This is a genomic window from Nocardia sp. NBC_00508 (assembly GCF_036346875.1).
Taxonomy (GTDB): Bacteria; Actinomycetota; Actinomycetes; order Mycobacteriales; family Mycobacteriaceae; genus Nocardia.
Window position 1 is genome coordinate 2,105,396 of the sequence record NZ_CP107852.1, and the last position, 20,422, is coordinate 2,125,817.

General features: G+C 68.8%; 22 protein-coding genes. 7 read left to right on the forward strand and 15 right to left on the reverse strand.

All coding sequences use genetic code 11. The features are described 5' to 3' along the window. The first annotated feature begins 37 nt into the window (after window positions 1-37). From OHA40_RS09485 to OHA40_RS09495, 3 genes are all read left to right on the forward strand, one after another. Window positions 38-913: an oxidoreductase gene (locus OHA40_RS09485; protein ID WP_330232689.1), complete on the forward strand. Its 876-nt coding sequence runs from the start codon at window positions 38-40 to the stop codon at window positions 911-913. A gap of 296 nt (window positions 914-1,209) precedes the next feature. Further along, entirely contained in the window at window positions 1,210-1,671 is a 462-nt protein-coding gene (locus tag OHA40_RS09490; protein WP_330232690.1) for a transcriptional regulator, read from the forward strand. Then, a complete protein-coding gene (locus OHA40_RS09495; RefSeq protein ID WP_442943965.1) occupies window positions 1,668-2,033 on the forward strand; it encodes a DUF3817 domain-containing protein in 366 nt (121 codons plus the stop codon). The genes OHA40_RS09490 and OHA40_RS09495 overlap by 4 nt, the downstream gene beginning before the upstream one ends. A gap of 7 nt (window positions 2,034-2,040) precedes the next feature. On the opposite strand, the gene rdgB is transcribed toward OHA40_RS09495, so the two are convergent. The 10 genes from rdgB to clpS all read right to left on the reverse strand — a co-directional run bounded on the left by rdgB (window position 2,041) and on the right by clpS (window position 9,383). After that, window positions 2,041-2,652 carry an RdgB/HAM1 family non-canonical purine NTP pyrophosphatase gene (rdgB, locus tag OHA40_RS09500; RefSeq protein ID WP_330232691.1) on the reverse strand — a complete coding sequence of 204 codons (612 nt, stop codon included), beginning with the start codon at window positions 2,650-2,652 and terminating at the stop codon, window positions 2,041-2,043. Next, a complete protein-coding gene (gene rph / locus OHA40_RS09505; protein ID WP_330232692.1) occupies window positions 2,652-3,422 on the reverse strand; it encodes a ribonuclease PH in 771 nt (256 codons plus the stop codon). The genes rdgB and rph overlap by 1 nt, the downstream gene beginning before the upstream one ends. Window positions 3,423-3,862: 440 nt before the next feature. Then, window positions 3,863-4,627 (reverse strand): cyclic nucleotide-degrading phosphodiesterase, encoded by a 765-nt coding sequence (locus OHA40_RS09510; RefSeq protein ID WP_330232693.1) that lies wholly within the window; start codon window positions 4,625-4,627, stop codon window positions 3,863-3,865. Window positions 4,628-4,697: 70 nt separating this feature from the next. After that, a complete protein-coding gene (locus tag OHA40_RS09515) occupies window positions 4,698-5,432 on the reverse strand; it encodes a rhomboid family intramembrane serine protease (RefSeq protein WP_330232694.1) in 735 nt (244 codons plus the stop codon). A 65-nt stretch (window positions 5,433-5,497) separates the two neighbouring features. Then, window positions 5,498-6,460 carry a PLP-dependent cysteine synthase family protein gene (locus tag OHA40_RS09520; protein ID WP_330232695.1) on the reverse strand — a complete coding sequence of 321 codons (963 nt, stop codon included), beginning with the start codon at window positions 6,458-6,460 and terminating at the stop codon, window positions 5,498-5,500. An 8-nt stretch (window positions 6,461-6,468) separates the two neighbouring features. Beyond that, on the reverse strand, window positions 6,469-6,741 hold the full coding sequence (locus OHA40_RS09525; protein ID WP_330232696.1) for a MoaD/ThiS family protein: 273 nt from the start codon (window positions 6,739-6,741) through the stop codon (window positions 6,469-6,471). 33 nt (window positions 6,742-6,774) lie between these two features. Then, window positions 6,775-7,194, reverse strand: a complete 420-nt coding sequence (locus OHA40_RS09530) for a M67 family metallopeptidase (protein WP_330232697.1) — start codon at window positions 7,192-7,194, stop codon at window positions 6,775-6,777. A gap of 123 nt (window positions 7,195-7,317) precedes the next feature. After that, window positions 7,318-8,382, reverse strand: a complete 1,065-nt coding sequence (locus OHA40_RS09535) for a P1 family peptidase (RefSeq protein WP_330232698.1) — start codon at window positions 8,380-8,382, stop codon at window positions 7,318-7,320. Between the two features lie 59 nt (window positions 8,383-8,441). After that, complete coding sequence (gene aosR, locus OHA40_RS09540) at window positions 8,442-9,011, reverse strand: oxidative stress transcriptional regulator AosR (protein ID WP_330232699.1); 570 nt, start codon at window positions 9,009-9,011, stop codon at window positions 8,442-8,444. A gap of 21 nt (window positions 9,012-9,032) precedes the next feature. Then, complete coding sequence (clpS, locus tag OHA40_RS09545; RefSeq protein ID WP_330232700.1) at window positions 9,033-9,383, reverse strand: ATP-dependent Clp protease adapter ClpS; 351 nt, start codon at window positions 9,381-9,383, stop codon at window positions 9,033-9,035. A gap of 183 nt (window positions 9,384-9,566) precedes the next feature. Here clpS and OHA40_RS09550 point away from each other — a divergent pair, with 183 nt between their 5' ends. Beyond that, window positions 9,567-10,817 carry a nicotinate phosphoribosyltransferase gene (locus OHA40_RS09550; protein WP_330234108.1) on the forward strand — a complete coding sequence of 417 codons (1,251 nt, stop codon included), beginning with the start codon at window positions 9,567-9,569 and terminating at the stop codon, window positions 10,815-10,817. Between the two features lie 2 nt (window positions 10,818-10,819). Here the strand turns inward: OHA40_RS09550 and OHA40_RS09555 are convergent, their stop codons facing one another. After that, complete coding sequence (locus tag OHA40_RS09555; protein WP_330232701.1) at window positions 10,820-11,011, reverse strand: hypothetical protein; 192 nt, start codon at window positions 11,009-11,011, stop codon at window positions 10,820-10,822. A gap of 190 nt (window positions 11,012-11,201) precedes the next feature. Here OHA40_RS09555 and OHA40_RS09560 point away from each other — a divergent pair, with 190 nt between their 5' ends. Together OHA40_RS09560 and OHA40_RS09565 are read left to right on the forward strand one after the other, a co-directional pair. Next, complete coding sequence (locus OHA40_RS09560) at window positions 11,202-11,768, forward strand: isochorismatase family protein (protein WP_330232702.1); 567 nt, start codon at window positions 11,202-11,204, stop codon at window positions 11,766-11,768. Between the two features lie 57 nt (window positions 11,769-11,825). Further along, window positions 11,826-13,874, forward strand: a complete 2,049-nt coding sequence (locus tag OHA40_RS09565) for an ATP-dependent DNA helicase (protein ID WP_330232703.1) — start codon at window positions 11,826-11,828, stop codon at window positions 13,872-13,874. Window positions 13,875-14,031: 157 nt separating this feature from the next. On the opposite strand, the gene OHA40_RS09570 is transcribed toward OHA40_RS09565, so the two are convergent. The 4 genes from OHA40_RS09570 to glgP all read right to left on the reverse strand — a co-directional run bounded on the left by OHA40_RS09570 (window position 14,032) and on the right by glgP (window position 19,410). Further along, window positions 14,032-14,427 carry a RidA family protein gene (locus tag OHA40_RS09570; RefSeq protein ID WP_330232704.1) on the reverse strand — a complete coding sequence of 132 codons (396 nt, stop codon included), beginning with the start codon at window positions 14,425-14,427 and terminating at the stop codon, window positions 14,032-14,034. Window positions 14,428-14,563: 136 nt separating this feature from the next. Next, on the reverse strand, window positions 14,564-15,103 hold the full coding sequence (locus OHA40_RS09575) for a DoxX family protein (protein WP_330232705.1): 540 nt from the start codon (window positions 15,101-15,103) through the stop codon (window positions 14,564-14,566). A 155-nt stretch (window positions 15,104-15,258) separates the two neighbouring features. Next, window positions 15,259-16,620: an NCS2 family permease gene (locus tag OHA40_RS09580; protein WP_330232706.1), complete on the reverse strand. Its 1,362-nt coding sequence runs from the start codon at window positions 16,618-16,620 to the stop codon at window positions 15,259-15,261. Window positions 16,621-16,839: 219 nt separating this feature from the next. Continuing rightward, window positions 16,840-19,410: an alpha-glucan family phosphorylase gene (gene glgP / locus OHA40_RS09585; RefSeq protein ID WP_330232707.1), complete on the reverse strand. Its 2,571-nt coding sequence runs from the start codon at window positions 19,408-19,410 to the stop codon at window positions 16,840-16,842. 335 nt (window positions 19,411-19,745) lie between these two features. Here glgP and OHA40_RS09590 point away from each other — a divergent pair, with 335 nt between their 5' ends. Next, on the forward strand, window positions 19,746-20,243 hold the full coding sequence (locus OHA40_RS09590; RefSeq protein WP_330232708.1) for a hypothetical protein: 498 nt from the start codon (window positions 19,746-19,748) through the stop codon (window positions 20,241-20,243). Window positions 20,244-20,422: the final 179 nt, after the last annotated feature.

Sequence of the window (20,422 nt, forward strand, 5' to 3'; positions counted from 1 at the left end):
CCTTCCCCCGGAACTTACTCCAAAGTAAGGTTGGCCCATGGCGTGGAAACCTACTGAGATCCCGGATCAGACGGGACGCACCTTTGTCATCACCGGCGCTAACGGCGGCCTCGGCGCCGTGACCACCGAAGTCCTCGCGGCCAAAGGCGCGACCGTGATCATGGCCTGCCGCAACACGGCCAAGGCGAAGGAGGTCGCCGCCCGCATCGACGGCGATGTCCGAGTGGCCGAACTCGACTTGGCCGACCTGGCGTCGGTGCGCAAGTTCGCCGACGACAGCGGCGAATTCGACGTGCTGATCAACAACGCCGGGCTGATGAATCTCCCGTTCTCCCGGACCAAGGACGGTTTCGAAACCCAGTGGGGGGTCAACCACCTCGGGCACTTCGCGCTCACCGGGCTGCTGCTGGACCGGATCACCGATCGCGTGGTGACCCTGGCGAGCATCGCGCACAAGCAGACCCCGAAGCTCTGGATCGAGGACCTCGACTACGAGAAGCGCCGCTACCAGCGCAATCTCGCGTACGCGCAGGCCAAGCTGTGCAATCTGATGTTCGCGCGGGAACTGCAACGCAGGCTGACGGAGTCCGGATCGGCCAAACGCTCCTACGGCGTGCACCCCGGTGTCTCGGCCACCGACCTCTTCGCGCACACCGAGACGCCGATCGACCACGTCGCCAAGCCCTTCATCCGCCTGATCGGACACTCCCCCGCCAAGGCGGCGCACTCGTCGCTGTTCGCCGCGACAATGCCCGACGCCGACCCCACGGTGTACTGGGGCCCGACCAGGTTCTTCGGCACCCAGGGCCCGGTGCGCGCCTCCTCGTCCACCCGCCTGTCGAAGAACAAAGACCTGTGGCAGCGACTGTGGACGGAATCCGAGCGACTCACCGGCGTCATCTACTCGTTCTGAGCACCACTGGCCCGGCTGCGTCATCAGCCACCAGCCAACCGCAGACACCTGGTGCCGCCTCTACCACGCAACGCAACCACATCGGCCCCGCTCCCGTTTTCGAGCGCAGCGAGACCGAGCATTGTCCGTTCGCGGCCCGGCTCGCGTCCGAGCGGCCGCCGCGTCCGCGACGAAGTCGCCAGCGGCGGTCGCTCGGACGCGAGCCACAAAGGGGCCGCGAACACGCCGCGACGCAGTCGCGGCAAAACAACACAGCGCCGCAGGCGCTGCAAATCAGACACGGTACCGTAGAAGCCGTGTCCGCCTCACCTCGCCGCTCGGCACACAATCGTCCGGCCCTCATCGCGCTGGTGGTCGTCGCCGCGCTGGGCTGCCTGGCGCTGGCCTGGTGGCAGTGGGAGCGGTACGACTCCGCCAGCGGCACCGGCCAGAATCTCGGATACGCGCTGCAGTGGCCGCTGTTCGCGGGGTTCGCCGTCTTCGCCTACTTCCGGTTCGTGCGGCTCGAGCGCGAGGCCGAGCAACAGCACGAATCCGCCGACACGCGGCGCACTCCCGCCGCATCCGAGCGCGCTGCCGAACCGGTCGCCCCGAGGGAGATCCCGGCGGGCCTGCTGCCCGAGCGTCCGAAGGCCGTCCGCGACGAGGACCCGGTGCTCGCCGAGTACAACCGATACCTCGCCGAGCTGCACGCCAATGACATCGATGCGCAGGTCCGCACGGCGGGCCTGCACACCCGCGAGAGGAGCGCCGGTTGACCACCAGCGAGAATTCCACCGAGATCGCCGTCGCCCCCGCGCCGACGGCGAACGCCGCCAAGATCGCCCCGGCGCTGCTGCGCTACCGCACGCTGGCCTGGATCACCGGTCTCTGGCTGCTGCTGCTCACCGGTGAGATGATCGCCAAGTACGGCTTCGGCGTGCACACCCCGAGCTGGATCGCCGTGGTGCACGGCTGGGTGTACTTCGTCTACCTGCTGGTCACGGCCGATCTCGCGGTCAAGGTGCGCTGGCCGGTCCTGCGCACCGTCGGCACCCTGCTCGCGGGCACCGTCCCGCTGCTGTCGTTCTTCGTCGAGCACGTCAACGCGAAGCAGGTCAAGCAGGACTTCGGCGTCTGACTGCGCGTCAGTCGGCGGCCAGCGCCGCCAGCGCGGGCAGCAACTGGGCCAGTGCCCGCCCGCGATGCGATACCGCGTCCTTCTGGGCGGGGGTCAGCTGGGCCGCGGTGATGTCGCCACCCGCCGGGACGAACAGCGGATCGTAGCCGAAACCGCCGTCGCCCACCGGCTTCCGTCCGATCGAGCCCGGCCATTCGCCGCGCACCACGGTCTCCGCGCCGCCCGGCGCCACCAGCGCGCAGGTCGACACGAACCGCCCGCCGCGGCGCTCGTCCGGAACGTCGGCGAGCTGTGCCAGCAGCAGCGCGTTGTTGGCTGCGTCGTCGCCGTGCCCGCCCGACCAGCGCGCCGACAGCACCCCGGGCATCCCGTTCAACGCGTCCACCTCGAGGCCGGAATCGTCGGCGACGCAGGCCAAACCGGTGGCCGCGGCACCGTCGCGGGCCTTGGCCAGCGCGTTCTCCTCGAATGTCGCGCCGGTCTCGGGAGCTTCGTCGTAAGGGGGGACGTCGTTCAGCCCGACGATCTCGATGCCGGCTATGCCGGCCTCGTCGAGGATGCGGCGCAGCTCGTTCAGTTTCTTGGCATTGCGGCTGGCGACCAGCAGACGGCGGGTCATCACTTCTTCTTCGACTCGGCCGGCTCCGGCAGCACGCCGGGGTACGGCAGCGCCAGCGCTTCCTTCTGCACGACGAACAGCTTCTCGCAGCCCGCGAGCGCGGTGTCGAGCAGTTTGTCCAGCGTGGAGCGCGGGAATGTGGCGCCCTCGCCGGTGCCCTGGATCTCCACCAGCGTGCCGGTGTCGGTGGCCACCACATTCATGTCGACCTCGGCGCGCGAATCCTCTTCGTACGGCAGGTCCACGCGCACCCGGCCGTCGACCACGCCGACGCTCACCGCGGCGATCGCACACGAGATCGGCTGCGGGTCGGCCAAGGCGCCCGCCGCGCCGAGGTAGGCCACCGCATCGGCCAGCGCGACGTAGGCGCCGGTGATGGCGGCCGTCCTGGTTCCGCCGTCGGCCTGGAGCACGTCGCAGTCGATCGCGATGGTGTTCTCGCCGATGGCCGCCAAGTCGATGCAGGCGCGCAGCGAGCGGCCGACCAGGCGGCTGATCTCCTGGGTCCGTCCGCCGATCCGGCCCTTCACCGACTCGCGGCCGCTGCGGGTATGCGTGGCGGCGGGCAGCATCGCGTATTCAGCGGTGAGCCAGCCCAGCCCGGAGTCGCGGCGCCACGGGGGCACGCCCTCGGTGACACTCGCGGTGCACATCACCCGTGTCTGCCCGAACTCCACCAACACCGAACCGGCTGGATGCGTGGTGAATCCACGGGTGATCCGTACCTCGCGGAGCTCATCGTCCGCCCTGCCATCGGCTCGTCTCGACACGGCCACAGCCTACTGTGTCTAATTTGCGGCGCCTGCGGCGCCGCGTGTTCGCGGCCCCCTTATGGCTCGCGTCCGAGCGACCGCCGCTGGCGACTTCGTCGCGGACGCGGCGGCCGCTCGGACGCGAGCCGGGCCGCGAACAGGGAATGCTCGGTCTCGCTTCGCTCGAAAACGGGGGTGGGGCCAGTGTGGTTGCTCGAAGGGGTAATCGTGCGAAGCAGTGAGCGGTGCTTGCTGCTGGCCGCCAGGTCAGGCCAATGTCGCTGGCGACTACGAGACGAATACGGCAGCTACTCGGCCACACCACGAGCCGTGAATGGCGCTCGATGGTCTTGCGCGCACATGGTCGTGATACTGCCATCCGACTCGCCGCAGAGCCGTTGCGGCGCGTGTTCGCACTCCACGGCGGAAGCGCCCACGAGGAATTCTTTCCGGGTCGGTCAGAGATCGAACGTCTCGCCCGGCGCTACCGCGTGCACGGGACCGGAGAACTGTGCCTTTGCCTCGGCGATCACGTCCTCGCGGGAGGTCCACGGGGGTATGTGGGTGAGCAGCAGTTCCTTGACGCCTGCCTCGGCGGCGATCTGGCCTGCCTCGGTGCCGGAAAGGTGAATGCCGGGCGGGCGATTCGCCGGATCGTGGGTCCAGGACGCCTCGGCCATCAGGACGTCGGCGCCGTGGGCGAGTTCGTGGACCTGCGGGCACAGCGCGGTGTCGCCGGTGTAGACGAAGGTGCGTCCGCTCGCGGTGTCGATCCGCAGGCCGTAGGACTCCGGCGGGTGATACATCCGGCGCGCGGTGACGGTGTGGCCCGGGCCGAATTCGACCGGCTGTCCTTCCGCCCACGGCTGCATGTCGATCACGTCGGACCAGTCGTCGCATTCGCCGCCGACCTCGGCGGAGGCATTGCCGATACGCAGCGAGGTGTCCGAGGGGCCGCGAACGATAGCCTTCCCCTCCGGCGGCGTGGGATGGTAACGCCGCCATACCAGCAGGCCAGGCAAATCCAGACAGTGGTCCGCGTGCAGATGGGTCAGGAAGATGTCGACCTCACCTGGGTCGGCGTAGCGCTGCAACGCGCCGAGCACTCCCGGGCCGAAATCGATGACCGTCGGCGGCATGTCCGGGCCGGTCAGCAGGTAACCCGACGCAGGAGAGTCCGGGCCGGACACACTGCCCGAGCACCCGAGGACGGTAAGGCGCATTCCCCCATGCTGCCACGCGGAATTCCGGCTCGCGGAAGCATCCCCCCACAGCTCCCCACCGGTCACAGGCTCACCGCGGCGACGCACTGACTCCGGCTCGATCCCCGCGGCGGTGTCGACGTTCATCACCAGAGAGTACCCAGCCAGCGAACAGCCCACCCAACGCCCCGAAAAGATGCCCCTGCCAAGAGATTCCCGGCTGTCCCGGCAGCACGCCCCACAGCAGCGACCCGTAGAGAGCAAGCACCACGAGACCGAGCGCGATCTGACCGACGTTGCGAGCGAACCAGCCGCGCGAGATGAGGAACGTCAGCCAGCCGAACACCAGGGCGGAGGCGCCGATATGCACGCTCCCCGTCGCTCCGGTGAGCCAGGTGCCGATCCCCGCCACGAGCCAGACGATCGCGGTGGCGACCAACCCGCGGCCGATCCCCGCCAGCAGGACGAGGAAGCCGAGCACCAGCACCGGGAGCGTATTGCCGATCAGGTGGCCCCAGTCACCGTGCAGAACCGGGGCGAACAGGATGCCGGTCAGCCCGTCGGCCTCGCGCGGCTCGATGCCCCCGTAGTCGAGCCGACCGTCGAGGATGCTGTCGACTCCTTCGATGCCGTAGAGCAGCCCCACGAATCCGAGGATCAGTACCCCCGAGCGCACCCACAGCCGCTTGATAGCGGCGAATCCCCCGGTCGGCGTCGGTTCCGGCCGCGTGGACGGCCCCGGCACACCGGTGGGCTTGCCCAACTGCGCACGGATCGCCGCGAGCCGATCAGGGTCGAACGACGGCCCGAGTCCCGCGCCGGTCATGGCCACCTCCTCGCCGCGCGGGGTTGTGGCCCCGCCTCACCGAGGGTACCGGCGCGGGGCGGAAATCAGGCCCAGAGCTGGCCGTCGAGCCGCTCTTCCGCCTCCTCGATGGTGCCGTCGTAGGCGCCGGTGGACAGATACTTCCAGCCGCCGTCGGCGACCACGAACGCGATGTCGGCGCGCGTGCCCGCCTGCACCGCCTTGCGGGCCACGCCGAGCGCAGCGTGGAGGATGGCGCCGCTGGAGATCCCCGCGAAGATCCCTTCCTCCAGCACCAGTTCGCGAGTGCGTTTGACCGCGTCATAAGGACCGACCGAGAAACGGGTGGTCAGCACGCTCTCGTCGTACAGCTCAGGGATGAATCCCTCGTCGATGTTGCGCAGCCCGTAGACCAGTTCGCCGTAACGCGGCTCGGCGGCGACGATCTCGATGCCCGGCACCTTCTCGCGCAGGAAGCGGCCGGTGCCCATCAGCGTGCCCGTGGTGCCGAGACCGGCGACGAAGTGCGTGATCTCCGGCAGGTCGGCCAGGATCTCCGGGCCGGTGGCCTCGTAGTGGGCGAGCGCGTTCGCTGGATTGCCGTACTGGTACAACATCACCCAGTCCGGGTTCTCCGCCGCGATCTGCTTTGCCAGCGCGACGGCCTGATTGGAGCCGCCCGCCGCGGGAGAATCGATGATCTGCGCGCCGAACATGGTGAGCAACTGCCGCCGCTCCACCGAGGTGTTCTCCGGCATCACGCAGATCAACTGGTAGCCCTTGAGCTTGGCGGCCATGGCCAGGGAGATACCGGTGTTGCCGCTGGTGGGTTCCAGAATGGTGCAGCCAGGACGCAGCAACCCGTCGGCCTCGGCCTGTTCGATCATGCGCAGCGCAGGCCGGTCCTTGATCGAGCCGGTGGGATTGCGATCCTCCAGCTTGGCCCACAGCCGCACATGGTTCTCGCCGTCCCATTGCGGAGACAGCGTGCGCAGGCCGACCAGCGGGGTGTTGCCGAGGGTCGCGATCAGCGATTCGTAACGCGCCACGGGACCGATCAGCCTCCGGCGACGGCGGGCAGGATGGTCACGCTCGCGTCCTGGGGCACCTCGGCCTCCAGACCACCGGCGAAGCGCACGTCCTCGTCGTCGACGTAGATGTTGACGTAGCGGTTGAGCTTGCCGCCGGAGAGCAGGCGCTCGGCGAGACCGGGGTGGTTGGCCTCGAGGTCGTCGATCACCGCGGCCAGCGTTGCGCCCTCGGCCCGCACCCGCTTCTCACCTCCGGTGAGGCCGCGCATGATGGTCGGGATGGACACGGTTACCGGCATGGGTACTCCTCGGTTTCAGGAACAAGTATCGGTCTAGGTCTCATACGCGTCGACGATCCGCACCGGCTCCTCGGTGACCTCGCCGTCGACGATCCGGTAGCTGCGCAGCTCGTGCTGCTCGGGATCGCGAGTGGAGATCAGCACGTAGTGCGCGAACGGCTCGGAGGCGTACGACACGTCGGTCCGGCTCGGGTAGGCCTCGGTGGCGGTGTGCGAGTGGTAGATCACCACCGGCGCCTCGTCCGCCTCATCCATCTCCCGCCACACCTTGAACTGCTCGCCCGAATCGAAGCGGTAGAAAGTGGGCGAACGCTCGGCGTTGACCATGGCGATGAAGCGCTCCGGCCGGTCCGAGCCCTCCGGCCCCGCGATGACGCCGCAGGCCTCATCGGGGTGATCGGCGCGCGCGTGCGCCACCATCGCCTCCACGAGGTCGGCCCTGATCACCAGCACGAGTCGAACACCTTTCCGCAACGCCGACCTACCGCAGTCGACAACGAGTCAGAATATTCGGGTATTCCCCAGGCGGCATCGACCGGTCCCCGGTTCCGGCACCCAGCGCTGGAGGGGCTGCAATCACGCACCCAACAGGTCGTGGTAAGCGGGAATGCCCGCGACCGAATGCGCCGAGCGGATCGCGTCGACGATGGCGCGTTCGACGACCACCGCGGCCGCCGTGCAAATCTCGTCCAGGACAACGAGGTCGGGCGGGAAAGCGGGCGGGAGCGGAAGGTCCGAGCCCTCCTCGGCCGTCCCGGTGGCGAGCGCGAAGATCGTGTCACCGTCGAGCGGCGAATGCGCGGGACGGACCGCCCTGGCCAGGCCGTCGTGCGCGGTGACCGCCACCCGCCGGCATCCGGCCGGGTCGAGCGGAGCATCCGTCGCCACGACGCCGATCGTGGTGTTGAGCACTGTGCCTTTCACCGGCAGCGCATTGGCCGCCGCCAGCTGCTCGGCGGTCGGCGCGCGCAGCCCGAAGTAGTCGGGTCCGTCGGTGCCACACCCCCATGGCAGCCCGGTGCGCGGATCGAACACCGAGCCAACGGGATTGGCCACGATCAATGCGGCGACGGTGATCCCTGCGGCGAGGCCGTCGCTGAGCACGATGCTCGCGGTACCCACCCCACCCTTGATCGATCCGGCACGTGCGCCGACGCCGGCGCCGACCGACCCGCGGGCGAAATCGACGGCCGCCGCCTCCGCTGCCCGGTAGCCGAACTCGGCCGTGGGACGAATGTCCCATGCCCCGACCGGAAGATCGAAGATCACCGCCCCTGGCACGATCGGCACCACCCGGCCCGCGTCGGCCGGATCCATCACGATGCCGGCGCCGTTCTCCTCCAGCCAGCGCATCACGCCGTCGGCCGCGGCCAGACCGTAGGCACTGCCGCCGGCCAGCAGGATCGCGTCGACCTGGCGGACGGTGTTCATCGGATCGAGCAGATCGGTCTCGCGCGTGCCCGGACCACCGCCGCGCACGTCGACCGACGCCACCGCGCCACCCGGCACGCGCACGACCGTGCATCCGGTGGCCGCCCCGGCGCCCAGTGCGGCATCCGGATCGAGGACGTGGTGATGTCCGACCAGTACTCCTGGGACGTCGGTGAGCGAATTGTTCTGCCCCGGCGCGGCATTCACCATCTCTACTCCTCATGGCGCGAAGGTGCTGGTCGACCGCGCCGATCTTCGCACTGGAGCCGTCAGGGAGCCAGCGCCTGCAGCAGCGAGTCCTGCATCCAGGTCAGCCAGTGGTACACGTCCAGGTGCGGAGCGCGCGGATCGTCGGGCTCGAGATGGTCGGGCGTGTCGGCGTCGATGTTCAGCACCGTGCCGAGCGCGAGCCGCACGTCGGTGAGCGCGGCCAGCCACGCGTCGGCCTGTTCGGGGGTGAGCACGATCTTGCCGCCCGCGTTCGGCACGGTGTCCAGCACGACAGAGCCCGCCGCCAGCTTGGCGTCGATGATGTCGGGCTCGTGCAGGCCGCGCAGCGCGCTGTTGAGATCGGCGCGGTCGGCGTCCGGTGAGCCGGGCTCGCTGCGGTGGAAGTCCGGGAGGAGTCGGCGCAGCCGCGGGTCCTCCGGCGGGGCGGTGTTGCCGGATCGCAATCCGGTCAGCGCCGCCAGATCGTCATCGGGGGCGGACGCGCCGCGCTCGGTGAGCAGTCCGGAGACCGCGCCCACCAGCGACCGAAGCACATTGGCCTCGCGTGCGTCCATTTCGGAACGCAGTTTGAGACCGCTCAGCGAGTTCTTCCTGCTCCACTTACGCACGGCGTCAGGGTAGCGTCCTGGTCAGTCGTCCCGTTGCATGGTGGCCCAGAGGCCCGCGGCGTGTAGCCGCTGGACATCGTGTTCCATCTTGTCCCGAGAGCCGGACGAGACCACCGCCTTGCCATCGTTGTGGACCTTCAGCATCAGCTCGGTCGCCTTTGCTTTGCTGTAGCCGAAGAGCTTCTGGAAAATGTAGGTGACGTAGTGCATGAGGTTGACCGGGTCGTCCCAGACCACGGTCACCCAGGGGCGATCCTCCGCCTCCAGGATCTCGGTGTACTCGACCGCCTCTGGCGTCGCCTGTGGCGCCGACACTGTCGCGTTCGCGGCGCCCATGACGACGTCACCCCGGACTATGTTGCGCAAGGCCATAACGTCAAGGGTACGACTCGACTCCGGATAAACAACACCCACACAGCCCCGATTCGCGCATTCCCCGGTTCACCGGGACGATGCCGGCCGCCGTGACCCGAACGTGCTGTCTACAGTGACTGCGTGGACCTGCGTGACGGCGTCGCCAGCACGGCGCTGCTGACCGACCAGTACGAACTGACCATGCTCGCCGCGGCACTCGCCGACGGTTCGGCGCGGCGCCGATGCACCTTCGAGGTGTTCGCCAGACGTTTGCCCAATGGTCGTCGCTATGGCGTGGTCGGCGGTACGGGCAGGCTGCTCGACGCATTGCGGCAGTTCCGTTTCGGTGAATCGGAACTCGCCGTCGTCGCCCCGTTCTCGGATCGGCGGACCCTTGACTGGCTGCGCGACTACCGATTCACCGGCGATATCGACGGCTACGCCGAAGGCGAGCTCTATTTCCCGGGCTCCCCGATCCTCTCGGTGCGCGGCAGCTTCGCCGAATGCGTGGTGCTGGAGACGCTGGCGCTGTCGATTCTCAACCACGACAGCGCGATTGCGTCGGCGGGCGCCCGCATGGTGAGCGCCGCCGGTGGCCGCCGGATGATCGAGATGGGTTCGCGGCGCGCCCACCAACTCGCCGCTCCCGACAGCGCCCGCGCCGCGTACCTGGCCGGTTTCGACGCCACGTCGAATCTGGAGGCGGTGCGCCGCTACGGCATTCCGGGCGCGGGCACCAGCGCGCACGCGTTCGTCCTGCTGCACAGCGGTCCCGACGGTGCGCACGAGGCCGAAGCGTTCCGCAGCCAGGTGCAGACGCTCGGGATCGGGACGACATTGCTGGTGGACACCTTCGACATCACCATGGGCGTGGCGACGGCCATCGAGGTGGCAGGCACCGGCCTTGGCGGCGTCCGGATCGACTCCGGCGACCTCGGCGTTCTCGCCCGCCAGGTGCGCGACCAGCTCGACGTGCTCGGCGCCACCAAGACCCGCATCGTGGTCTCCGGCGATCTCGACGAGTACGCCATCGCCGCGCTGCGCGCCGAACCGGTCGACGTCTACGGCGTCGGCACGGCGCTGGTGACCGGGTCGGGCGCGCCGACCGCGGGCATGGTCTACAAGCTCGTCGAGGTGGACGGGGTACCGGTGGCCAAGCGCAGCAGTCACAAGCAGTCGCGCGGCGGCACGAAGAAGGCGATCCGCTTGGCCCGCGACACCGGCACGATCGTCGAGGAGATCGTGTACCCGGCGGCCGGGCCCGTGCCGCCCTCGAACGGCTTCCAGGCCCGTGAGCTCCTCGTCCCACTGATCCGCGGGGGCGAGCAGGTCGAGGACCTGCCCACGCTGTCCGAGAGCCGCGACCTGGTCGCCCGCGGGCTGATCAGCCTGCCCTGGGAGGGCCTCAAGCTCTCGGCGGGCGAACCGGCCGTCGTGACCACTTTCGTCTGAGGTCAGTCGATGCGCTTGCTGACGCGACGCAGCAGGAGCAGCCCGGTGCCGAGTATCAGCGCGAACACGACCCCCATCAGCGCGAACCGCACCCACGCCGCGGGCTCGGCGGGCCGGTCACCCAGCACGAAAGAGATCACGAGATAGACAAGGGTGCCGAGGATTACGCTGAGGAACAGTCGGGCGTGACTCATGGGGTCTCCATGCTGGGAGTCGGCCGACCTGGCGGACCGGGCCGGGAAAAAGAGGGCACACAGTAATCACCGCGTGGGGTGGAGGTGTTTACATCGCATCCACCGGAATTTCCCGCGCGTCGGTTGAACCGGTCGTCCGACCTGGCGGCAGAATCGTGAGAGGTCACCAGTCACACCGCGGGAGGTCACCATGCCCCGAGCACTGATCATCGTCGATGTCCAGAACGATTTCTGCGAGGGCGGGTCGCTCGCGGTCACCGGCGGCGCCGCGGTGGCCGCCCGGATCAGCGAGCACCTCTCGGCGACGAACTACAGCGCGGTGGTCGCGACGCGCGACCATCACATCGATCCCGGCGCGCACTTCTCCGACCAGCCCGACTACGTGGACAGCTGGCCGCCGCACTGCCTGGTCGGCACACCAGGCGCCGATTTCCATCCGGCCCTGACCACCGGCCCGATCCAGGAGATCTTCTCCAAGGGCGAGTACGCCGCGGCCTACTCCGGTTTCGAGGGCACGACCGAGAACGGCACCGCTTTGGCCGACTGGCTGCACGACCGCGGCGTGGACGCCGTCGACGTGGTCGGCATCGCCACCGATCACTGTGTGCGCGCCACCGCCTTGGACGCGCGCATCGAGGGTTTCGACACCCGCGTCCTGCTCGATCTCACCGCCGGTGTCGCACCCGACACCGTCACCGCCGCGCTGGACCGCATGCGCGGAGCGGGAGTCGATCTGGAAGGAAGCATCAGCAGGTAGACCGTCCGGTCCGGCTGACCGGCCTGGTCTGTCGGAGGCACCGAGTAGGCTGCTCGCGTGCCCGAACTGCCGCCCGTTTCCGATCTTTTGGCCACCGCCGTGCAGGCGCTCGGCGGGAAGGAACGCGCCGGACAGGTGACGATGGCGGCGGCCGTCGACCACGCCATCGACACCAAGGAACACCTCGCGGTGCAGGCCGGGACAGGCACCGGCAAGTCGCTGGCCTATCTCGTCCCGAGCCTGCGGCACGCGGTCCGCACCGGCCGCACGGTGGTGGTCTCCACGGCGACGATCGCGTTGCAGCGCCAGCTGGTGGACCGGGATCTACCGCGGCTGGCCGAGGCGTTGAGCACGCCGCTGGGCCGGACCCCGGGGTTCGCGATCCTCAAGGGACGCAACAACTATCTGTGCTTGAACAAGATCAACAGCGTCATCCCGGACGAGCCCGCCGAGGCGGAGCTGTTCGACGCGTTCGCGATCTCGCGCCTCGGACGCGAGGTGCAGCGGCTCAACGAGTGGGCCTCCGATACCGAGACCGGAGACCGCGACGAACTCGCTCCCGGGGTGAGCGACCGCGCCTGGCGGCAGGTCAGCGTGTCGTCGCGGGAGTGCCTGGGCAAGTCGCGCTGCCCGTTCGGCCAGGACTGCTTCGCCGAGCGGGCCAGGACCGAATCGGCGCAGGCCGACGTGGTGGTGACCAATCACGCGCTGCTCGCGATCGACGCGATCAGCGGCATCCAGGTGCTGCCCGAGCACGACGTGGTGGTCATCGACGAGGCGCACGAGCTGGTCGACCGGGTGACCGGCGTGGCCACCGCCGAGCTCGCCCCTTCGACGATCAGCGCGGCCGCCCGGCGCTGCGCCAAACTCATCGACGAGCAGGAAGTGGACCGCCTGGAAGGTGCCGGCGAGGCCTGGCACACCGTGCTGGACGAGCTGCCCGCCGCGCGCTGGGACATCCTGCCCGACGGCGTCGCGCCGGTGCTGGCACTGATCCGGGATGCCGCATGGAACGCGCGCACCGCGCTGGCGCCGCCGGGCGGCACCACCGCGCAGGGCGATCCGGAAGGCGCTGCGGCCCGCAATCTGGCGCTCGCCGCGATCGACGAGGTGCACGACAGCGCGGTCCGCGCGCTGACGGCGTTCGAGGAGTCCGATCCGGCCGCCCGGCGCGACGTCATCTGGCTGGCGGCCGACGAGGTCCGCGGTGTCGTGCGCCGTTCGCTGCACATGGCCCCGCTCTCGGTCGGCGGACTGTTGCGCAGCAGGCTTTTCGGCACCGCGACCGTCGTGCTGACCTCCGCGACGTTGCAGATCGGCGGCTCGTTCGACGGGCTCGCGACCACCTGGGGCCTGCCCGCGCAGTCGGGCAGCCGCACCGACCCTGCCACCGCGAATGGCGCCGAGGCGCCGTCGGATGCCGATACGGTCCGCTGGAACTCGCTCGATGTCGGCTCGCCGTTCGACCACGCCAAGTCCGGCATCCTCTACGTCGCCGAACACCTACCCGCACCGGGCCGCGACGGCTTGGCGCCGACGTACCTGGACGAGATCGAGCGGCTGATCACGGCGGCGGGCGGGCGCACGCTCGGCCTGTTCTCCTCGATGCGCGCGGCCCGCGCGGCCACCGACGCGTTGCGCGACCGGTTGCGGACGCCGATCCTGTGCCAGGGTGACGATGCCACGGGCGCGTTGGTCCGCAAGTTCGCCGACGATCCGGAGACTTCGCTGTTCGGCACGCTGTCACTGTGGCAGGGAGTCGACGTGCCCGGACCTTCGCTGAGCCTGGTGATCCTCGACCGCATCCCGTTCCCGCGCCCGGACGACCCCCTGCTCACGGCCAGACAGCGTGCGGTCCAGGCGCGCGGCGGAAACGGATTCATGACAGTAGCCGCCAGCCATGCCGCGCTCTTGCTGGCGCAAGGCACCGGGCGCCTGCTGCGCAGCGTCGATGATCGCGGCGTGGTCGCCATTCTCGATTCCCGCCTGGCCACCGCCCGCTACGGCGGATACCTGCGCGCGTCGCTGCCGCCCTACTGGGAGACCGCCGACCCCGACGTCGTGGTCAAAGCGCTGCGCCGCCTCGCTGCCGCCGCGACGGTGTGATACCGCACACACCTGTCGGTACATATTTCCATACGGAAGTAGATTGGTGGCCGGTGCTTCGGTGACCCCCAATTCCCACACCGAACGTGCCGATGGTCCCCGCGCCAAGCCCTGCACGCGGCGCGGGGACACCGAATCCCCTTGTCGGACAGCGATCTCAGCCGCGCACGGCCACCGCGTCGACTTCGAACAGCATGCCGGGCAACGCCAGCGCGGCCACTCCGGTCAGCGTCTGCGCGGGCGGCCGGCCACCCCAGATCGCGGCGATCTTCTGGCCGAGCACGGCCAGCTTGTCCAGGTCGTGATCGACGATATGCGTCCGCAGTTGCGCGACGTCGGCGAAGTCCAATCCCACCGACCGCAGCGCGATCCCGAGGTTTCCGAACGCGTTGTCCACCTGAGCCGCGAAATCCGTACTGGTGGTCTGCCCTTCGGCGTCCGAGTCGTACTGCCCCGCGATGAACACCAGTTCACCCCGCGCCGTCGCCACATGGCTGTAGCCGAACCCGGTCGGGTCGTGCAGGTCGGCGGGGTTGCTGATCTCGACGGCCATTTTTGCTCCTTGCTCGGTTGTCGTGTGCCGCAACAGCAAGTCGACGACACAGCAGGCTGGTTTGTGACATGCCCTTGGCCACAAACGACCGCGGCGCGGCGACCCGAGGTCACCGCGCCGCGAATTCGGCTCTGGCTCAGAGCACCCACTTCAAGATCAGGGTGAGCACGCCGCTCACGACCGCGAGGATCACCGCTCCCACGCCCCACGCGAATCCCTTGCGCTCCCACGGACGCCCCGCGTCCAACGAGAACTTGCCCGCACCGGTGAAGGCGAGCGCCGCGGCGGCCGCCGCGAACAGCACGCCCATCTCGTATCCCTTGCCGGTCAGCAACCCGCCGCTCCAGGTGGCGTTGATCGCGTTGATCATGGTGCCGAGCACGATGGCCGCGCCCAGCGGTGTCAGCAGGCCGAGTAGGAGCAGCAGGCCGCCGCCGAGTTCGCTCAGGCCCGCCAGCGTCCCGAAGATCTTGCCGGGGTTGTAGCCCATCTGCTCGAAACCGTCGGCGTTGGCTCGCCACCCCGGGCCGCCCCACCAGCCGAAGAGTTTCTGCGCGCCGTGCGCGGCGAGCAATCCGCCGAAGACGACTCGCATGATCAGCAAGCCGATGTCGGTGGAGATTCCATCCAGCTGCGTGTTCCCGCTGGTGCGTTCGAGTACGGATTTGATGGTCATGCTGGTCCTCATCCCTGCAATGTCGTCCCGGACATAATGCCTACGGCAAACCGGACTGCGGTCCGATTGTTGCACGAAGGGGTCGATCGCCCAACCCCTCGGACTATTCCACGGTCCGGTCAGTGGGATGGTTCAGCGCGCAGGCGAGCGGCAGGCTACTCCGCGAGGAAAAAGAAGTAGCCGAGGAACACCACCATCAGCGCCCACATGGCCGGGTGCACTTCCTTGATCCTGCCCCTGGCCACCATGACGACCGGGTACAGCAGCATGCCCATGGCCAGACCGTTGGCGATGGAGTAGGTCAGCGGCATCATCACGATGGTGACGAACGCCGGAACCGAGTACTCCAATCGGTTCCAGTCGATCCGGCCGAGCGCCCGGGACATGAGGATGCCGACCACGATCAGCGCGGGCGCGGTGATCTCCCCGGAACCCGCCACCACCGCGAAGATCGGATAGCAGAACAGCGCGACCAGGAACCAGCCCGCCGTGGTGACGGCGGTCAGCCCGGTCCGCCCGCCCGCCGAGACCCCCGCGGTCGACTCCACGTAGGCGGTGGTGGTCGAGGTGCCGATCACCGCGCCCGCCATGGTGCCCACCGAGTCCGCGGCCAGCGCGCTGGCGGCACGCGGCAGCTTGCCGTCCTTGTCCAGCAGCCCGGCCTGATTCGCGACCCCGATCAAGGTGCCGGAGGCGTCGAAGAAGTCGACGAACAGCATGGTGAGCACCACCACCGCCATCTGCGCGGTGAACGCGTCGGGCAGGTGGCTGATCGCCTGGCCGAAGGTGTGCTCGAGCCCCTTGGGTGCGGCGACCACGCCGCTGGGCAGATCGACCAAGCCGCTGACGATCCCGACGATCGTGGTGAGCACGATGCCGTAGAGCACCGCTCCGTGCCAGCCGATCACCAGGAACACCACGGTCACCAGCAGTCCGAACAACGCCAGCAGCGTGGTGCCCTTGGTGAAGTCACCGAGCGTGACCAGCGTCGCTTCGCTGTACACCACGATTCCCGCGTTCCGCAGCCCGAGGAATGCCACGAACAACCCGATGCCCGCGCCCACGGCGAGCTTCAATTGCATCGGAATGGCGTTGAGGATGCGTTCGCGGACCTTGGTGACCGCGAGGACGAAGAAGACGACGCCCGACAGAAACGTGCCCGACAGCGCCACCTGCCACGGAATCCCCATACCGAGCACCACCGAGTACGCGAAGAACGCGTTGAGCCCCATCCCCGGCGCGAGCGCGATCGGATACCTGGCCCACAGACCCATCACCAGCGTGCCGAACACCGCGGCCACGGCGGTCGCGGTGAACACCGCCTGCATAGGGATGCCCTTGTCGCCCAGCGGGCCTTGGTCGCCGAGGATCGCCGGGTTCACCGCGAGCACGTAGCACATCGCCAGGAACGTGACCGTTCCCGCCATGAGCTCCCGTTGGACGGTCGAGCCGGTCGATCGAACGCCGAAATACCCGTCGACGCGTCCTCGGGTCCGGTTCAAAACGTCGGTGACCATGGCTGACTCCAGTGCGGAATGAAAAGGGGATGCAGGGCACGGTAGCCGACGATTCACTGCCTCCGGCAACTCGCGTCGGACGCCGACGGCGCTTACGTGATCAACGCCACGGAACAGACCAGCGGCGGCGCCATACTCCAGGGTTGCGGTCCATTCGGCCCAGGCCACTCGGGGCCTCTCGTCGGGCGCGACCGACGGGCCGCGCCGGATCCCTCGAAGTTACGCGCTCGGTGCGGACACCAAACCGAGTTCCGCGTCGGAGGCCAGCAGGTCGTTGTGCGGGAGCACGCGCACGGTGTAGCCGACCGCGCCGGACAGCGGGACCGGGGTGTCGACGGTGAACAGCTCGACGCCGGAATCCGACCTGCTGTGCGTCATCGGGATCGTCGTGATCTCGGAGAGGTCGTCGGTCGCGGACACTCGTCCGAGCACCGCTTGCACCACCACGTCCGAGACGCTCAACCCGCCGAGCTCGACGCGCGCGGTCAGCGACAGCCGCGCCCCGATGACCGGCGTGTCCGGCAGTCCCGCACTGTCCACCTGGATCACCTTCACCGACGGCCACGCCGACTCCACCCGATGGCGATACTCGGCGATGGCGCGCGCGACCGCGAAGTCGTCGGCCGTCGCCTTCTGGTAGGCCGCGGCGGCCGGCGCGTAGTACTCCACCGCGTAGTCGCGGACCATCCGGGATGCCAGCACCTTCGGCCCCAACGTCTGCAGGGTGTGGCGGACCATCTCGACCCAGCGCACCGGCATCCCCGTCGCGTCGCGGTCGTAGAAGCGCGGCGCGACGGTGCGGTCGAACAGGTCGTAGAGCGCGGCGGCCTCCAGGTCGTCGCGGCGCTGCTCGTCGCGGACGCCGTCGGCCGTGGGGATGGCCCAGCCGTTGTCTCCGTCGTACATCTCGTCCCACCAGCCGTCCCGGATGGAGAGATTGAGCCCGCCGTTCAGCGCGGACTTCATGCCGGAGGTGCCGCAGGCCTCCAGCGGGCGCAGCGGGTTGTTCAGCCAGACATCGCAACCCCAGTACAGGAACCGGGCCATCGATATGTCGTAGTCGGGCAGGAAGACGATCCGGTACCGCACCTCGGGATCGTCGGCGAAGCGGACCACCTGCTGGATGAGCGCCTTGCCGCCGTCGTCGGCCGGGTGGCTCTTGCCCGCGACCACCAACTGCATCGGCCGCCGCGGGTCCAGCAGCAGGGCGCGCAATCGCTGTGGGTCGCGCAGCATCAGGGTGAGACGTTTGTAGGTCGGCACCCGGCGCGCGAATCCGACGGTCAGCACATTCGGGTCGAAAACCCCGTTGACCCAGCCGAGTTCGGCCTCCGCCGCCCCGCGCTCCAGCCAGGACGCGCGCAATCGGCGGCGCACCTCGTCGACGAGGATGCCGCGCAGGGTGTTCCGCGTCGACCACAGCTCGGTGAGATCGACGTCGCGCAGCCGTTCCCAGCCGCGCGCCTCCTCGACCAGCTCCGGGCCGATGTGCTCGCGGGCCTTGTCCACCCATTCCCGCGCGGCCCAGGTGGTGGCGTGTACACCGTTGGTGACCGACCCGATCGGCACCTCCGCGGAGTCGAACCCGGGCCACAGCGGGGCGAACATGGACCGGCTCACCTCGCCGTGCAACTTCGAGACGCCGTTGGCCCGTTGCGCGAGCCGCAGACCCATGTGCGCCATGTTGAAGACGGAGGGGTCGGCTTCGCGTCCGAGCGCCACGATTCGATCGATGGAAAGGCCGGGCAGCAGTGCAGATTCGGATTCGCCGTGCGCACCGCCGAAGTAGCGGCGCACCATCGGCATCGGGAATCGATCGATGCCCGCCGGGACGGGGGTGTGTGTGGTGAACACCGTTCCCGCCCGCACGGCGGCCAGTGCGGAGTCGAAATCCCTTCCCGCCGCGACGAATTCACGGATGCGCTCGACGCCGAGGAAGCCCGCGTGGCCTTCGTTCATGTGGAACACGTCGGGATCGGGCAGCCCTTCCGCCGCCGTGTAGGCGCGCACCGCGCGCACGCCGCCGATGCCGGCCAGGATCTCCTGCCGGATCCGATGTTCCTGGTCGCCGCCGTAGAGGCGGTCGGTGACCGCGCGCAGTTCCGGATCGTTCTCCGCGATGTCCGAATCGAGCAGCAACAGCGGAATCCGGCCGACCTGCGCGACCCACACCCTCGCGCGCAGCACCCTGCCCTCGGGCATGGCCACGTGGATGAGCACCGGGGAACCGCTCGAGGTGAGCGCGCGCAGCGGAAGGCCCTGCGGGTCCAACGCCGGATAGTGCTCGGCCTGCCAACCGTCCGCGGACAACGACTGCCGGAAGTACCCCGAACGGTAGAGCAGTCCGACACCGATCAGCGGCAATCCCAGATCGGAGGCGGCCTTCAAATGATCACCGGCCAGAATGCCCAGCCCGCCCGAGTAATTGGGCAGGACCTCGGTGACGCCGAACTCCATCGAGAAGTAGGCGATGCCGCGCACCTCCTCCCCCGCACGACGCTGGAACCACCCCGGCGCCGCCAGGTAATCGCGCAGGTCGGCAGCCGCCGCGTCGACGCGGGCGACGTAGTCCGGATCGGCGGCCAGCTCGTCCAGCCGCGCCGCGGGCACCTCGCCGAGCATCCGGACCGGATCATGCCCCATGTCCTGCCACCGCCGCGGTTCCAACGCGGCGAACAGGCCCTGCGTCGGCGGATGCCACGACCAGCGCAGATTCGTGGCGAGCTCACTCAGGGCCGCCAAACGCTCGGGCAGATGGGCACGGACGGTGAAACGACGCAATGCCTTCATTGGGTAGAAACTACACGGCAGCCGGGGCACGCGCCCTGCTGGAGTAGCGACCAAAAGACCTCCGACCTGCGGGTTTCGGCGCATGCCCGGTTGTCCGGACCGCTCACCCGAAGGCGGATAGCCATCTCTACTGTCACGAAACGGATACATGCCGCGCACCGGCGAGTCTGCCGCAAACTCCGCCCACACGAGATTCCGGAGATCGTCGCGACGTACGGCACGCCGCTATCCGATCGAGACCCGCGACCGGTTGTGAACTCCGGAACGCGGGGCAAACCCTGAAGCTGTGCGGACCATCCGGCCGCATCAACCGAATCAGTCCGGGAGTGATCAAGATGTGGACGACAGCACACCCGAATCGCGCCCGCAAACGCCACTTGTCGCGGGCTGGAGTTGGCATCACGGGGATCGGCACCATCGCGGCCACACTCGTGCTTGTCGCGCCGAACGCCGGGGCGGCAGTCACATCGGTCAGCGCGGCCCAAGGAATGACCTTCGGTTCCGCTGACTACGGAACCAACTGCGAATACGAGGTGACGGCCAAGCTGGACAGCACCACCGGTACCGAACCCGTCCGCTTCACCGACAGCGCCGCCGGAACCTTCTCGCCGAATCCCGCGCAGGTGGAGGGCAACCAGGCCACCACAACCTGGACTCCCACCGCGACCGGCGAACACACTATCTCCGCGACACAAGGAACCTCCGCGACACCAGGCACCTCCGCGACACCAGGACCCTCCCCGACGCAGGAGACGGCCACCGCGGTGAACTCACCAACGCTGACGGTCGGCAACGGGATCAGCCTCGGCTTCGTCTGCCTAGCGATGCCCTGAGCGCCGAGCAGCGGTGCGGCGCAAACGCACCGCGTTCCATTACCGTGCTCCGACCAGGCGGCGGGACCTTCCCGGCCGTCCCGCCGCCGCACCGCTGCTCATCCTCGACCCCCTCGATGATCTCGTGCACGGGAACGCGTTCTCCATTGGGCTCCTGGGTCGATCTGCCATTGCAACGA

Bases quoted from the DNA above. Each gene is read 5' to 3' on its own strand.
- clpS (WP_330232700.1), bottom strand. From the start codon at position 9,383: ATGGCCTTGCGCAACATAGTCCGGGGTGACGTCGTCATGGGCGCCGCG.
- OHA40_RS09590 (WP_330232708.1), top strand. From the start codon at position 19,746: ATGTGGACGACAGCACACCCGAATCGCGCCCGCAAACGCCACTTGTCG.
- OHA40_RS09510 (WP_330232693.1), bottom strand. From the start codon at position 4,627: ATGCGCCTTACCGTCCTCGGGTGCTCGGGCAGTGTGTCCGGCCCGGAC.
- OHA40_RS09485 (WP_330232689.1), top strand. From the start codon at position 38: ATGGCGTGGAAACCTACTGAGATCCCGGATCAGACGGGACGCACCTTT.
- OHA40_RS09575 (WP_330232705.1), bottom strand. From the start codon at position 15,103: ATGACCATCAAATCCGTACTCGAACGCACCAGCGGGAACACGCAGCTG.
- OHA40_RS09560 (WP_330232702.1), top strand. From the start codon at position 11,202: ATGCCCCGAGCACTGATCATCGTCGATGTCCAGAACGATTTCTGCGAG.
- OHA40_RS09515 (WP_330232694.1), bottom strand. From the start codon at position 5,432: ATGACCGGCGCGGGACTCGGGCCGTCGTTCGACCCTGATCGGCTCGCG.
- OHA40_RS09550 (WP_330234108.1), top strand. From the start codon at position 9,567: ATGCTCGCCGCGGCACTCGCCGACGGTTCGGCGCGGCGCCGATGCACC.
- OHA40_RS09580 (WP_330232706.1), bottom strand. From the start codon at position 16,620: ATGGTCACCGACGTTTTGAACCGGACCCGAGGACGCGTCGACGGGTAT.
- OHA40_RS09555 (WP_330232701.1), bottom strand. From the start codon at position 11,011: ATGAGTCACGCCCGACTGTTCCTCAGCGTAATCCTCGGCACCCTTGTC.
- rdgB (WP_330232691.1), bottom strand. From the start codon at position 2,652: ATGACCCGCCGTCTGCTGGTCGCCAGCCGCAATGCCAAGAAACTGAAC.
- OHA40_RS09525 (WP_330232696.1), bottom strand. From the start codon at position 6,741: ATGCCGGTAACCGTGTCCATCCCGACCATCATGCGCGGCCTCACCGGA.
- glgP (WP_330232707.1), bottom strand. From the start codon at position 19,410: ATGAAGGCATTGCGTCGTTTCACCGTCCGTGCCCATCTGCCCGAGCGT.
- OHA40_RS09535 (WP_330232698.1), bottom strand. From the start codon at position 8,382: ATGGTGAATGCCGCGCCGGGGCAGAACAATTCGCTCACCGACGTCCCA.
- OHA40_RS09570 (WP_330232704.1), bottom strand. From the start codon at position 14,427: ATGGCCGTCGAGATCAGCAACCCCGCCGACCTGCACGACCCGACCGGG.